The following is a 13,007-nucleotide window of genomic DNA, read 5'->3' on the forward strand; positions in this document are numbered from 1 at the left end:
TCATGCACAAGCGGGTCCGTGACTCCCATGTAGCCGCTTTGCCTGAGTGCGCGCGGTTACTACCTCACACCGCTGTAGCCGCGCTTCCCTCTGTGGGCGCCTGGGCTTCCGTGCTGCTGCCGGTGTGCTGCGCGGCGTGGCGCTTGGCCAAGCCGTACGGGTGACGTTCCGGTGCATGATCACACTCGGGTTTTTGCTGCTCAAGGGGCATGCCGGCGAACTACTGCATGATCACGAAATGGATCGGCGCAGGTGAGAACCTCTTTCCCGAAGTTCTGCATGATCACGGGAAGGGTTGGTGCAGGCAGGGGTGCCCATGCCCGAGGTTCTGCATGATCACCATCAAGTGGGACTGTGTGATCACTACCAAGTGGACTGTGTGATCACCTCCCAGGGGGCTGCATGATCACCCCAGAGGGTTCCATGATGACCACCAGGGGGGCTGGGGGATCACCACCAGAGGGCTCGGAGGGGAGACGGTAGGGTCGGGTGGCGTGAAGGGGATACCTCCGGTGCCTGACGCCCTGCCGGGCGAGGTCTTCGACAGCCACTGCCATCTGGACATCATGGTGGGCGACCGCCGGGCGTCCTCGGGTGATCCGGTGGGGCTCGCGGCCCAGGCGGCGAACTCGACGGTCGAATCGATCCTGGAGGCGGCCAAGTCGGTCGGCGTGACCCGTCTCGTCACGGTCGGATATGACCTGCCGTCCTCCCGCTGGAACGCCGAGGCCGCGGCCGGGCATGCGGACGTCTACGCAGCCGTGGCCATTCACCCGAACGAGGCCCACGCCTCCACGCCCGAGGTGCTCGCCGAGATCGAGGACCTGGCCCGCCGGCCGTACGTGCGGGCGGTGGGGGAGACGGGCCTCGACTACTTCCGCGACCGGGCCTCCCACGACGACCAGCAGGCGAGCTTCCGCGCCCACATCGAGATCGCCAAGCGGACCGGCAAGGCGCTGGTCATCCACGACCGTGACGCGCACGACGACGTCCTCAGCGTCCTCGCCGACGAAGGCGCCCCCGATGTGGTGATTTTTCACAGCTTTTCCGGAGATGCCGAGCTGGCCAAGCGCTGCTCGGCGGCCGGATATTTCATGTCCTTCTCCGGTCCGGTGACGTACAAGAACGCGGGATACCTTCGTGAGGCGGCCCAGGTCGCGCCGGTCGAGCTCATGCTGGTGGAGACCGACGCTCCCTACCTGCCGCCCGTGCCGCACCGGGGCATGCCCAACGCGCCGTACCTGATCCCGCTGACGCTCCGCTGCCTGGCCGAGGTCAAGGGCGCAGACGTGCGCGACCTCGCCGCCGCCATCACCGCCAACGGCGAGACCGCCTTCGGCGCCTGGTGACTCAGCCGGCGACGGCCGCCCCGAAATCGGCGGAGCCGCCACCGTCGATCTTTCCTGGCCGTGATATGCCAAGGTGCCTCGATCGAGCACGGCGACCGACCCGGCGGGGCCGGTGTCCGGCAGGCCCGCGAACCATCCCTCCCTCGCCGAGCCTTCCGAGCAGCCGGTAGGGGCCGATGACCGGTGGATCGCCCACTCGGAGGGGTTCGACTCCAGGGGATCGCGGGGGCCGGGTCCTGTCGATCTTGACCGTAAACGTCTGTCCGCCTTTCGGTATATAGGCGATTCGACGCGGAAGGCGGGGTGGATTGCCCATCGAGGAAAACACGCCGGGTGAATCGACGCCTCAGCATGCACCACACTTGATGCATGAGCCTGCTCGGTCCGGTAGAGGTGCGCACCCTGGCGCAGAAGCTGAACATCCGGCCGACCAAGAAGCTCGGGCAGAACTTCGTGATCGATGCCGGCACCGTGCGCCGGATCGTCCGTACGGCCGAGCCGGTCGCCGACGACGTGGTCATCGAGGTGGGCCCCGGTCTCGGCTCGCTGACGCTGGCGCTTCTCCCGGAGGTCGCCCGGGTGGTCGCCGTCGAGATCGATCCCGTGCTCGCGGAGCAACTGCCGCTGACCGTGGCCGAGCGTGCCCCTGAGTTGGCGGACAGGCTGACCGTCGTGCACGCCGACGCACTGCGGGTGTGGCCGTCCGACCTGGGGGCCGAGCCGACCGCGCTGGTGGCCAACCTGCCGTACAACGTGTCCGTGCCCGTCGTGCTGCACCTGCTGCAGGCGCTGCCGTCGTTGCGCAGGGGCCTGGTGATGGTGCAGGCGGAGGTCGCCGACCGGCTCGCGGCGGCCCCCGGCTCGAAGATCTACGGCATCCCGTCGCTCAAGGCCGCGTGGTACGCCGACGTGCGCCGGGCCGGCCCCGTGGGCCGCAACGTCTTCTGGCCGGCGCCCAACGTCGACTCGGGCCTGGTCTCCCTGGTCCGCAGGGATCCGCCGGAGACGTCGGCGCCTCGCAAGGAGGTCTTCGCGGCGATCGACGCGGCGTTCGCGCAGCGCCGCAAGACGCTCAGGGCCGCCCTCACGTCATGGGCCGGTACGGCGGCAGCCGCGGAGGAGGCACTGGTCAAGGCGGGGGTGGACCCGTCGGCCAGGGGCGAGCAACTGGGCATCGCCGATTTCGCCCGCATAGCCGAGCACCGTCCGCCCGTCGAGACGGCCTAGCGGGGCCTCTCCGTCCAGGCGTATGGCCCGGAGCGGCGTGCCGAGGGCCGTCAGGATCGGGCGCCGCTCCAAGGGGGACTGTCGACGAAGTAGGTGTCGTACAGGTCCTGGATCTCCAGCAGGCTCTCAGGCGGCACTTTTCCGTAGGCGATGCGTTCCAGATGGCGGAAGTACTCGAACCGTTCGACGCCGGGGGTGATGACGATGAGGATGTCAGCGTTTTCTCCCGGTGCGGCGGCGAAGGCGTGTGCCTGGCCGGGCGGCACGATGACAAGGTCGCCGCGCTCGGCGGTCACGATCTGGTCGCCTGACAGCAACTGGGCGACGCCGTCCAGCATGTAGAACAGCTCGGCGGAACCGGTGTGGTGGTGTGGCCGGGCGCCGTCCGCGCCGCCGGTCAGGGTGACCCGCTGGGCCGATAGCGCGCCGCCCGTCGAGCTGCTGTCGGCCAGCAGCCGGATGGCGGTGGGGGCCCGGCCGACCACCTCGGCCTCCGCGGAGCGGACGATCACGGACTCGTCGAAGTCGGGCACGATCAGTGACATCTTGTGCGTCTCCTTGTTCGAAAGCGGAGTCATACGGCGAACAACAGGCCGGCGTCGGCGAGCACGATCACGGCGGTGGCGGAGTGGATGCCGAACGCGGCCGCCTTGGTGCCGCCGTTGCGCAGAACGATGACGGTGTCGCCGAGGGGAACGAGGGCGACGACGAGCATGAACCACGCGGCGGCGTGGGCGCCCACGAAGGCGAGGAGGGCGAGCCCGAGCACGCCGTACGTGGCGTCGCGCAGACCTTTGATCGTGAGGTAGGCCCGGTCTCCGTTCTCCTTGGCCGCGACGCCGTAGCCGGATGCCGCGGCTTGGGGCGTCAGGAGAAACCTGGCGCCGATGACGATGACGAAGGCGTTGAGCAGGACGGCCAGTCCGTAGGCGAGCATCGCCCCTCCCGTTGCTAGCAGCGCTAGATAGTGGAGCGAAGCTAACATGTCTGTGACAGGAAGTCTAGCGGCGCTAGAATCGACACATGTCCATTCAGGCGCGCAGGGAACGCGAGCGAGCGGAGCGGGAACGGCTGATCATCACGGCCGCCCGTGAACTGGCCGAATCCGAGGGCTGGGACGCGGTGACCACACGGCGACTCGCCGACGAGATCGAGTACAGCCAGCCGGTCCTCTACAGCCACTTCAAGGGCAAGGACGCCATCATGGCGGCGGTCGCCGTAGAGGGCTTCGCCGACATCGCCGCCGGATTGCGTGCGGCCCGTGCGTCCGCGGCAGGCCCGCGGCAGGCCCTCACCGCTGTGGGCACCGCGTATGCCGCGTTCGCCGAGGAACGGCCTGCGTTGTACGACGCGATGTTCACGCGAGCGGTCGACCTCCCCTTCGCCAGCCCCGAGGCGCCGCCCGCCCTGCGGGAGGCCTTCGGTGAGCTACGCGAGGCCGTGCGGCCGCTCGCGCGCGACGACGACCTGGAGACGCTGACCGAGACCCTCTGGAGCGGGCTGCACGGGCTCGTCACGCTCACCCGCAGCGGCAGGCTGCGGCGGGAAGCACAGGAGCGCCGGTTGGCATTGCTGCTGGACCGGTTCTCGCGCTGACCCGCCCTATCCGGTGACGAAGGAGCCGAAGTCCAGGGCCTCCGCGCCTGCCGCGCCGGTCGGTGACAGCTCGTTGGACTCCCGCCCGCCTACGGAGATCGGCGTGGTCACCACGGTCACCGCGCCCGTGACGCCGCGGTCCGGAGCCCCGATCAGGAACCGGCCTTCACCGAACGGGCCCACGCTCGCCCCGAAGTGGTCGTAGGGCCGCGGGTCGTCCTCGGTCTGCATCCAGCCGGGCGGGCCGTCCGCGAGGGGCACGACGCCCACCGCGCCGCTCTCCGGCGCCTCGGGCGAGCCTTCCCCGGGGATCCCGACCAGCAGGTACGGCCCGCTGAAGGCCACGGACGCCCCGAACCGATCGCCCTGCTCGAGGTGTTCGCCGATGCCGGTGAACCCTTGGCGTACGACCCGCAGGAAGCGCGGGCCGGACTCGGCGACCTCGAAGAGCACGACGACGCCGGCGTCCCGCACCCGCTCCGGGTCGGCCAGCGGGGCGCCGACCGCCAGGTAGCTCTTGACGCCGTTCTTGCCGTACCGCAGGGAGTAACCGAAGCGGTCCCCGGCCGTGGCGGGCACCTCGTCGGTCGCCTGATGGAGGTCCCATTTCGCCCCTTCGTAGGGCGCCTCCCGGGCTGACACGTCGTAGAGCACGGTGACCGCTCCGGCGTCGTCTCCGCCCGCGTCGTCCGCGTCTTCGAAGGGCGCGCCGACCGCGAGGTCGGGCATGTCGGGGTCGTGACCGAGCCTGCCGATCGTCACCGACCAGCCGAACAGGTCGCCCGCCTCGCTCGCACCGGGCACGCCGGGGGACTCCTGCGTGATCCGCTTCGGCCGGCCGGGCTCGCGCTTGTCGACCTGGAAGAGGTAGACGGCCCCGGAGCCGGTTTCGCCGTCGGCGTCCTCGTACGGCGCGCCCATCGCGATCAGGTGGTCTCGTACCGCCACCGACCAGCCGAAGCGCGCTCCGGCGCGGGGCTTCGGCGCCCTCAGCTCCAGCCGGGGGGAACCCACGCGGCCGAAGTCGCGCCCTCCCCAGAAGACGTAGGCCATCCCCGACCCCAAGGCGTCGCTGGAGTCGGCGAACGGATTGGCGACCACGAGGTCCATGCAGCGGTCGCCGTCGATGTGGCCCGGCCTGGCGGTCCATCCGGGCACTCCGGACTCGAACGCCTCGATCACCGGGTCGAGCGGGGCTCCCGCCCTCCCGCGCAGCAGGAAGAGCCTCCCGCCACGCGACGAGCCGAAGCCGGCGAACTGGTCCCCGACCACGGCGTCGTCCTGGCCGTCCCCGTCGAAGTCGAATTTCCCCGCGTTCGGGCACGCCTCAGGCGGCGTCTTCCGGGGAGGGCGGGGGTCGGGCGGCGTGGGGAAGCGCGTGGGGGCCGACGTCGGAGGCGGCGGCGCCAGGGACGGCGAGACGCTGGGCGTGGGTGTGGGCGTCTCGATCGGCGTACTGGGCGGAGTGGGGTCCGAGGTGACCGGCGGCGGTGAGGGAGGAGCGGGTGACATGGCCGCGGCGCAGACGAGCGCCGAGACCATGACGAGCAGCAGGCACCGCGTGGTCGCGGGGAACCGCCTCACAGGCGCACCTCGACGATGCGGCCCCCCGCGACGATCGGACCACGCAGCCGTACGGCGGCGCGGCCGGCGGGCACGAGGTATTCGGCGCCCATGGCGAGCATCTCTCCGGGCTCCAGGACGACGGGGGCGGGCCGGACGTCACGCACGGCGACGTGCCCCACCCCCCGGTCGTCGACCAGGTCAGGCCTGCCGCCCAGGTCGACCGGCGTCGCGCCCATGTTGAGCAGCGCCCATTCGATCACACACGACTGGTCGGCCTCGGTCCTGATCCGGCAGGACGGCTTCTGGACGACGAGCTGGACGTCCTGGACGTCGATCCTGCGGCCGATGTCGCTGGTCCGCCGCGTGGGGTCGGCGGCAGCGATCGCCTTCCCCTGCTCGCCGTCGCGCAGGCCGAAGAACAGGCCGGCCCCGACGGCCAGCACGAGGGCCGCCGCCACCGCGATCACCATGAGGAGCGGGGGCCCCGAGCGGCCGGGACTCGTGGTGCCGGACTGCAGGTCGCGCACGTTGCTCGGCGGGCTCCACAGCTCTTCGATCGTCTCGGCCACCTCGGGCACGCCGGCCAGTTCGTTCACGCCGGTCGGGTGGGTGACCGGCTCGGCGGTGCCGCTCACGAGGGCGAGCAGCAACTCCTGAGCGGTCGGCCGGTTGTCGGGCCAGCGGTTCAGCGCCCGCCGCACCAGATGCCGGAGCATCTCCGGAAGGTCGCCGAGGTCGGGCTCGGTCTCGAGGATGCGGTGGGCGAGGACCATCGGGTCGCCCGTGCCGAAGGGATGGGCGCCGTTGCCCGCGTAGGCGACCAGGCACCCCCACGTGAAGACGTCGGCGGCGGGCCCGATGGGGTTGTTGCGCAGCTGCTCGGGCGCCCACCAGCCGGGGGTGCCGACGAGCTCGCCCGTCTTGGTGTGCCCGTGCGTCGCGTCGACGGCCCTGGCGATGCCGAAGTCGATGACCCGGGGCCCCGACATGGAGAGGATCACGTTGGCGGGTTTCAGGTCGCGGTGCACCAGGCCGGCCGCGTGGATGGCCGTCAGCGCCGCCGCGACTCCGAACGCCACCCCGTGAAGCGTCGCCGGCTCGAGCTTGCCGTACGAGGAGATCTGGTGGTCGAGCGAGGTGCCGGGGATGAACTCGGTCACCATGTACGGCAGGCCGTCCGGGTCCTCGCCGTGGCCCAGGACCTGCGCCGTGCAGAACGATGCCACCGCCTGGGCGTGCTCGACCTCCGAGCGGAATCGCGCGGTGAAGTCGGGATCCTGTGCGTACTCCCGGCGGAGCACCTTCACGGCGACCAGGCGCCCGTCTTCGGCCGAGCCCAAATAAACGGTGCCCATCCCGCCCGCGCCGAGCCGCCCGAGCAGGGTGTAACCGCCGACCGTGGCCGGGTCGCTCGGGGACAGAGGGGCGCTCGCGGCGTTTCGGCCGTCTATCGGGGGTGCTCCATCATGGTCCGGGGGTCCGAACAACCGTACCTTCGTGGGACGGCTTTCGCCCCTATTTAAATGGATCTTTTGTCGGGGGGCAGCGGCCGGTGACGTTAGGCTCGGGTTCCATGGCCTCAGTTACCGTGCGTGTGCCCGCCAAGGTCAACCTCCAGCTGGCCGTGGGACCGGTGCGCGACGACGGCTACCACGACCTGGTGAACGTCTTCCATGCCGTCTCGCTGTTCGACGAGGTCACGGCATGTGAGGCCGCCGGGCCGGAGCTGACCGTGCGGGTGGAGGGGGAGTCCGCCGGCGACGTCCCCACGGGGCCGGACAACCTCGCCGTGCGGGCGGCACAGGCGCTGGCCGAGCGTTCGGGCCGTTCCGGCGGCGCCGAACTGGTGATTCGCAAGGCGATCCCGGTGGCGGGAGGCATGGCCGGAGGCAGCGCCGACGCCGCCGGCGCCCTGGTGGCGTGCAACGAGCTGTGGCGGCTCGGGCTGTCCTTCGCCGAGCTCATGGAGATCGGCGCGGGCATCGGCAGCGACGTCCCGTTCGCGCTGTTCGGCGGTACGGCGGTCGGCACCGGTCGCGGCGAGAGGCTCACCGCCGTGCCGGCGTCGGGCACCTTCCACTGGGTCTTCGCACTCGCCGACGGCGGCCTGTCCACGCCGGCGGTCTACGCCGAATGCGACCGGCTCAGGGCGACGGGGGAGGCGGCCCCGGCCGAGCTCGCCCTCAGCGCGCCGCTCGCGGCCGCCCTGCGCGACGGCGACGCGAAGGCGCTCGGCCTCGCGCTGGTCAACGACCTGCAGCCGGCCGCGTTGTCGCTCCGCCCGTCGTTGTCGCGCACCCTCGACGCGGGCCGCGGCGCGGGCGCCCTGGGGGCGATCGTCTCCGGCTCGGGACCCACCTGCGCCTTCCTGGCAGAGTCGGCGGCGCACGCGGCCGAGGTGGCCGCGGCGGTGGAGACGGCGGGCGTCTGCAGGTCCGCCGTCACCGCCTCCGGGCCAGTCCGTGGGGCCACGTTGGCCGAATAGGCTCGGGCTGCGGTGGCCGGTAGGCTTTACGCGCGATGAACCTGGTCAATCTCGAATCCGTCTCCCATTCGTACGGCCCGAAGCCGCTGCTCGCCGGTGTCTCCCTCGGCATCGAGCAGGGCGACAGGATCGGCGTCGTGGGCCGCAACGGCGGCGGCAAGACGACGCTCATCTCGATCATCGCCGGAGAGCTGAAGCCCGACAGCGGGCGGGTCACGCACAACCGGGGGCTGCGCGTGGGCGCTCTGTCCCAGCGTGACGACCTCGACCCGGCGACCGCCGTGCAGGACCTCGTGCTCGACGGCAGGGCCGAGCACGAGTGGGCGGGCGACCCGGTGATCAGGGAGATCCTCGCCAACTTACTCGGCGACATCGACCTGTCGGCCCGGGCGGGCGACCTGTCCGGTGGGGAGCGGCGCCGTACGACCCTGGCCAGGCTCCTCATCGGCGAGCACGACCTGCTCATCCTGGACGAGCCGACCAACCACCTCGACATCGAGGCGATCGCCTGGCTGGCCGAACACCTTTCGCAGCGCAGGTCGGCGCTGCTGGTCGTCACCCACGACCGGTGGTTCCTCGACGCGGTCTCCACCCGCACGTGGGAGGTCGTGGACAGCTCGGTCGAGCGCTATGAGGGCGGCTACGCGGCCTACGTGCTGGCCAAGGCCGAGCGGGCGCGGATCGCCCAGGCGGCGGAAGACCGCAGGCAGAACCTGATGCGCAAGGAGATCGCCTGGCTGCGGCGTGGGCCGCCCGCGCGCACCTCCAAGCCCAAGTTCCGCATCAACGCCGCCGAGGCGCTGATCGCCGACGTGCCGCCCGCGCGCGAGACGGTCGAACTGCTGAAGTTCGCCTCCGCCCGGCTCGGCAAGACCGTCTACGACCTGGAAGACGTCACGCTTCACGCGGGCGGTCCCGGCGCGGGCCCGCTCGTGCTCGATCACTGCACCTGGCAGTTCGGCCCGGGCGACCGGATCGGCCTGATCGGCGTCAACGGATCGGGCAAGTCGTCGGTGCTGCGTCTGCTGTCCGGGATGGTCGCGCCCGACGCGGGCCGCGTCGTCGAGGGCAAGACCGTGCGGCTCGCGCACCTTTCGCAGGAGCTGGCCGAGCTCGACCCGGCGCGACGCGTGCTGGAGACGGTTGAGGAGATCCGCAAATACGTCACGGTCGGCAAGAAGGAATGGTCGGCGTCGCAGCTGCTCGAGGTGCTCGGCTTCAAGGGCGAGGCCCAGTGGAAGGTCGTCGGCGACCTTTCCGGCGGTGAGCGGCGGCGCCTGCAGCTGCTCAGGCTGATCATGGACGAGCCCAACGTGCTGCTGCTCGACGAGCCCACCAACGACCTCGACATCGAGACGCTCACCGAGCTGGAGGACCTGCTCGACGGGTGGCCCGGGACGCTGGTCGTGGTCAGCCACGACCGCTACTTCCTGGAGCGGGTGGCCGACCGCTGCGTGGCGCTGCTCGGCGACGGCAGGTTGTCGATGCTGCCGGGCGGAGTCGACGAATACCTGGAGCGGCGGGCGGCCGGGTCGGCGTTGTCCGCCCGGGCCGCGGCCTCGGCCGATACGGCTCCCGCCGAGACGAAGGCACCTCAGGCTCCGGCCGCGGGCCCGTCGGCGAAGGAGGCGCGGGAGCTCCAGAAGGAGCTGAACCGGGTGGAGCGGCAGCTCGACAAGCTCTCCGAGCGGGAGGCCAAGGTGCACGCCGAGATGGCCGCGTCGGGCAGCGACTTCGAGCTGCTCGGCAGACTCGACGCCGAGCTCCGCGAGATCGGCGCGCAGAAGGACGCGGCCGAGCTGGAGTGGATGGAGCTGGCCGAACGCCTCGGCGGCTGACCGGGGCGGCTTCCGGGAGCGGCTCAGTGCGCCGTTCCGGGGGCGGAGGCGTCGAACGGGACGAGCAGGGTGCGCAGGAGCCCGGCGAGCACCTGCCGCTCGTCGGGCCCCAGGCCGGCCAGCAGTTCACGCTCACGCCTGAGCAGGTCGGCGAAGGCGGCGTCCACCCGCTCCAGCCCCGCGGGTGTGAGGCGCACCAGCACTCCGCGCCGGTCCTCCGGGTCGGGCCGCCGCACCACGAGTCCGGCGGCGGCCAGCCTGTCGATGCGGTTGGTCATCGTGCCCGAGGTGACCAGGGTGGCCCGGAGCAGCGCGCCCGGGCTCAGCTCGTACGGCTCGCCGGATCTGCGCAGCGCGGTGAGCACGTCGAACTCCCACGACTCGACGCCGTGGTCGGCGAAGGCGGCGCGGCGCTCACGTTCGAGATGCCTGCTCAGCCGCGACACCCGGCTGAGCACCTCCAGGGGCGCGACGTCCAGGTCGGGGCGCTCCTGTCGCCAGGCTGCGACCAGACGGTCCACCTCGTCCTCGACGGGCCTCGGGAAGGTCATGCGCAGAGTCTAGCTGTCTTGACGTCGAGATATATTTGATAATATTCATTATCTTGATATCAAGATAAATCGTGGGAGGGCAGATGGGACGCGACATCTGGGATCCGGAGATCTACGGCACCTACGCCGGTGAACGGTCTCGCCCGTTCTTCGAGCTGGTCGGCCGGGTCGGGGCCGAGTCCCCCGCCTACGTCGTCGACCTGGGCTGCGGCACCGGCGAGCTCACCGCGTCGTTGCGCCCCCGCTGGCCTTCCGCGCAGGTGCACGGCGTCGACTCCTCGCCTGCCATGATCGAGCAGGCGCCGCAGGGGCCGACGTTCGAGGTGGCGGACATCCGCGACTGGCGGCCGGAGCGGCCCGTCGACGTGATCGTCTCCAACGCGGCGTTGCAGTGGGTGCCCGGCCATCGCGAACTGCTCGGCCGCTGGGTCGGCCACCTCGCGGAGGGAGGCTGGCTGGCCTTCCAGGTGCCGGGCAACTTCGACTCCCCGAGCCACACGATCATCCGCGAGCTGTGCCGTACGAAATGGAAGGAGGCCCTGGGCGACCTGGAGGACCGCCCGGCGGCCGACGAACCGCTCGACTACGTGCGCAGGCTCGCCGGTCTCGGATGTGAGGTCGACGCGTGGGAGACGACCTACATCCACGTGCTGCCCGGCGACGACGCCGTGCTCGCCTGGGTGCGGGGCACGGCGCTGCGGCCGATCCTCGACCGTCTTTCCCCGCGTGACCAGGAGCTCTTCCTCACCGACTGCGGGAGTCTGCTGCGGGAGGCCTACCCCCGTGAGCCGTACGGCACGGCTTTTCCCTTCCGAAGGATCTTCGTCGTCGCTCACATTTGACCCAATTGGCGCATAGCCTGATTTCCAGGAGGAATTAGTGCCTTAAATCAGCCGAAAGGCTCGTCACGTTTGGGGTGAGCATGACGATCGAGATCGAGGACAAGTTCGACGTTCCCGCTGAGTACGGCCTACCTGACCTGAGCGGCGTCCGGGGGTGCTCCGACGTGGCCCAGCCGCTCAGCCACCGGCTCGTCGCGTTGTACTTCGACACCCCCGATCTCCGGCTGGCCACGCGTGGAATCACCCTTCGCCGGCGGCGCGGCGGCGAGGACGAGGGCTGGCACCTCAAGCTTCCGAAGGCCAAGCGGGTCAGGCAGGAGATCACCCTCCCGCTGACGCGCGGCGCCAAGACCGTTCCGCCGCAGCTTGCCGAGCTCGTGCTCGCCTTCACCCGGGGCGCCCCGCTCAGCCCGGTCGCCCAGCTCGAGACCCGCCGCGGCCTCGTCAAGCTCCTCGACGACGGCGGCGAGACGCTTGTGGAGATCGCCGACGACGACGTCAAGGGCACCGTGCTCGGCGACGACCCCAGGGTCGAGCGCTGGCGCGAGGTCGAGGCCGAACTCAAGAACGGGGACCGTCGCCTGCTCAAGCGGGTCGCCAAGCGGCTGGTCAAGGCGGGCGCGACCCCCGCGGAGACCGGCAGCAAGCTCGTCCGCCTTCTCGGTGACGTGCCCGTGCGTCCGGTCGCCGAGCTCACGCCCGGGTCGGCGGGCGAGGCCGTCATGGCGTACGTGAAGAGCCACGTCGACGCGCTGAGCGCCCAGGACCCGCACGTGCGCCGGGAGGAGGACGACGCCGTCCACCAGGCGCGGGTGGCCTGCCGGCGCCTGCGCAGCGCGCTCAAGGCGTTCAAGTCGCTGATCAGCGGTACGGAGGACGTCCAGGAGGAGCTGCGCTGGCTCGGCGAGGTGCTCGGAGAGGTGCGCGACCTCGAGGTCATCCGCGAGCGTTTCGCCCGCAGGCTCGACACCGTGGACACCGAGCTGATCGTCGGCCCGATCCGGCAGCGGCTGGGCGACGACCTGCTCGCCCGCGAGCAGGAGGCCTACGGCCGAGTCAGGGAGGCCATGAGCGGCGAGCGCTATTTCGCGTTGCTGGACGTCCTCGACGCCCTGGTGGCGAACCCCCCGCTCACGCCGCTCGCGGACGAGGACGCGGAACGCACCCTCGGCAAGATCGCGGACAAGGGATGGAAGCGGGTCGGAGCCGCCTACGACACCGCCCAGTCCGTCGAGGACCCCGAGCAGCGCGAGATAGCCATGCACGACGTGCGCAAGGCCGCGAAGCGGGCCCGCTACACCGCCGAGGCGGTCGGGCTGCCCGAGCTCGCAGGGCGGGCGGAGACCGTCCAGGAGGTGCTGGGCAGGCACCAGGACGGCGTGGTCGCCCAGGACGTGCTCGGCCAGGAGGCCCAGGCTGCCAGGGGCGCCGGGGAGGACACCTTCACCTACGGCGTGCTGGTCGGCCTTGAGCGGGCCGACGCCCAGCGGGCACACGAGGAGTTCCCGGAGGTGTGGGCGAAGGTCGCATGAGGGGTCGCCCGGCCCGGCGCG

12 protein-coding genes are annotated in these 13,007 nt (G+C 71.1%); 7 read left to right on the forward strand and 5 right to left on the reverse strand.

Annotated elements, in window-relative coordinates; genetic code table 11:
- The first annotated feature begins 512 nt into the window (after window positions 1-512).
- Both Pth03_RS06265 and rsmA read left to right on the forward strand, forming a co-directional pair.
- Complete coding sequence (locus tag Pth03_RS06265; RefSeq protein WP_373318498.1) at window positions 513-1,349, forward strand: TatD family hydrolase; 837 nt, start codon at window positions 513-515, stop codon at window positions 1,347-1,349.
- Window positions 1,350-1,718: 369 nt separating this feature from the next.
- Window positions 1,719-2,576, forward strand: a complete 858-nt coding sequence (gene rsmA, locus Pth03_RS06270) for a 16S rRNA (adenine(1518)-N(6)/adenine(1519)-N(6))-dimethyltransferase RsmA (protein ID WP_203943164.1) — start codon at window positions 1,719-1,721, stop codon at window positions 2,574-2,576.
- Window positions 2,577-2,626: 50 nt separating this feature from the next.
- Here the strand turns inward: rsmA and Pth03_RS06275 are convergent, their stop codons facing one another.
- Both Pth03_RS06275 and Pth03_RS06280 read right to left on the reverse strand, forming a co-directional pair.
- The gene (locus Pth03_RS06275; RefSeq protein WP_203943165.1) at window positions 2,627-3,121 is read right to left on the reverse strand and encodes a cupin domain-containing protein; all 495 of its coding nucleotides are present in this window, start codon (window positions 3,119-3,121) and stop codon (window positions 2,627-2,629) included.
- A gap of 29 nt (window positions 3,122-3,150) precedes the next feature.
- Entirely contained in the window at window positions 3,151-3,513 is a 363-nt protein-coding gene (locus Pth03_RS06280; RefSeq protein ID WP_203943166.1) for a DUF4267 domain-containing protein, read from the reverse strand.
- A gap of 86 nt (window positions 3,514-3,599) precedes the next feature.
- On the opposite strand from Pth03_RS06280, the gene Pth03_RS06285 reads away from it, so the two are divergent.
- Window positions 3,600-4,172 (forward strand): TetR/AcrR family transcriptional regulator, encoded by a 573-nt coding sequence (locus Pth03_RS06285; RefSeq protein ID WP_203943167.1) that lies wholly within the window; start codon window positions 3,600-3,602, stop codon window positions 4,170-4,172.
- Between the two features lie 6 nt (window positions 4,173-4,178).
- On the opposite strand, the gene Pth03_RS06290 is transcribed toward Pth03_RS06285, so the two are convergent.
- Together Pth03_RS06290 and Pth03_RS42345 are read right to left on the reverse strand one after the other, a co-directional pair.
- Window positions 4,179-5,756 carry an FG-GAP repeat protein gene (locus Pth03_RS06290; protein WP_203943168.1) on the reverse strand — a complete coding sequence of 526 codons (1,578 nt, stop codon included), beginning with the start codon at window positions 5,754-5,756 and terminating at the stop codon, window positions 4,179-4,181.
- Window positions 5,753-7,225, reverse strand: coding sequence for a serine/threonine-protein kinase (locus Pth03_RS42345; RefSeq protein WP_308442337.1), 1,473 nt, complete (start codon window positions 7,223-7,225; stop codon window positions 5,753-5,755). The genes Pth03_RS06290 and Pth03_RS42345 overlap by 4 nt, the downstream gene beginning before the upstream one ends.
- Before the next feature lie 86 nt (window positions 7,226-7,311).
- Here Pth03_RS42345 and Pth03_RS06300 point away from each other — a divergent pair, with 86 nt between their 5' ends.
- Window positions 7,312-8,223 carry a 4-(cytidine 5'-diphospho)-2-C-methyl-D-erythritol kinase gene (locus Pth03_RS06300; protein WP_203943169.1) on the forward strand — a complete coding sequence of 304 codons (912 nt, stop codon included), beginning with the start codon at window positions 7,312-7,314 and terminating at the stop codon, window positions 8,221-8,223.
- A gap of 35 nt (window positions 8,224-8,258) precedes the next feature.
- Complete coding sequence (locus tag Pth03_RS06305) at window positions 8,259-10,061, forward strand: ABC-F family ATP-binding cassette domain-containing protein (RefSeq protein ID WP_203943170.1); 1,803 nt, start codon at window positions 8,259-8,261, stop codon at window positions 10,059-10,061.
- Window positions 10,062-10,084: 23 nt separating this feature from the next.
- Here the strand turns inward: Pth03_RS06305 and Pth03_RS06310 are convergent, their stop codons facing one another.
- Complete coding sequence (locus tag Pth03_RS06310) at window positions 10,085-10,612, reverse strand: MarR family winged helix-turn-helix transcriptional regulator (protein WP_203943171.1); 528 nt, start codon at window positions 10,610-10,612, stop codon at window positions 10,085-10,087.
- An 83-nt stretch (window positions 10,613-10,695) separates the two neighbouring features.
- Between Pth03_RS06310 and Pth03_RS06315 the strand changes: the two genes are divergently transcribed.
- Window positions 10,696-11,454, forward strand: coding sequence for a trans-aconitate 2-methyltransferase (locus tag Pth03_RS06315; RefSeq protein ID WP_239118790.1), 759 nt, complete (start codon window positions 10,696-10,698; stop codon window positions 11,452-11,454).
- An 80-nt stretch (window positions 11,455-11,534) separates the two neighbouring features.
- On the forward strand, window positions 11,535-12,986 hold the full coding sequence (locus Pth03_RS06320) for a CYTH and CHAD domain-containing protein (RefSeq protein WP_203943172.1): 1,452 nt from the start codon (window positions 11,535-11,537) through the stop codon (window positions 12,984-12,986).
- Window positions 12,987-13,007: the final 21 nt, after the last annotated feature.

The sequence above is a fragment of the Planotetraspora thailandica genome (assembly GCF_016863335.1).
In the GTDB taxonomy this organism is placed as follows: Bacteria; Actinomycetota; Actinomycetes; order Streptosporangiales; family Streptosporangiaceae; genus Planotetraspora; species Planotetraspora thailandica.

What these genes read in the sequence shown, in the direction of transcription:
- rsmA (WP_203943164.1), top strand. Translation starts at nt 1,719, where the DNA reads ATGAGCCTGCTCGGTCCGGTAGAGGTGCGCACCCTGGCGCAGAAGCTG.
- Pth03_RS06275 (WP_203943165.1), bottom strand. Translation starts at nt 3,121, where the DNA reads ATGTCACTGATCGTGCCCGACTTCGACGAGTCCGTGATCGTCCGCTCC.
- Pth03_RS06280 (WP_203943166.1), bottom strand. Translation starts at nt 3,513, where the DNA reads ATGCTCGCCTACGGACTGGCCGTCCTGCTCAACGCCTTCGTCATCGTC.
- Pth03_RS06285 (WP_203943167.1), top strand. Translation starts at nt 3,600, where the DNA reads ATGTCCATTCAGGCGCGCAGGGAACGCGAGCGAGCGGAGCGGGAACGG.
- Pth03_RS06300 (WP_203943169.1), top strand. Translation starts at nt 7,312, where the DNA reads ATGGCCTCAGTTACCGTGCGTGTGCCCGCCAAGGTCAACCTCCAGCTG.
- Pth03_RS06305 (WP_203943170.1), top strand. Translation starts at nt 8,259, where the DNA reads ATGAACCTGGTCAATCTCGAATCCGTCTCCCATTCGTACGGCCCGAAG.
- Pth03_RS06310 (WP_203943171.1), bottom strand. Translation starts at nt 10,612, where the DNA reads ATGACCTTCCCGAGGCCCGTCGAGGACGAGGTGGACCGTCTGGTCGCA.
- Pth03_RS06315 (WP_239118790.1), top strand. Translation starts at nt 10,696, where the DNA reads ATGGGACGCGACATCTGGGATCCGGAGATCTACGGCACCTACGCCGGT.
- Pth03_RS06320 (WP_203943172.1), top strand. Translation starts at nt 11,535, where the DNA reads ATGACGATCGAGATCGAGGACAAGTTCGACGTTCCCGCTGAGTACGGC.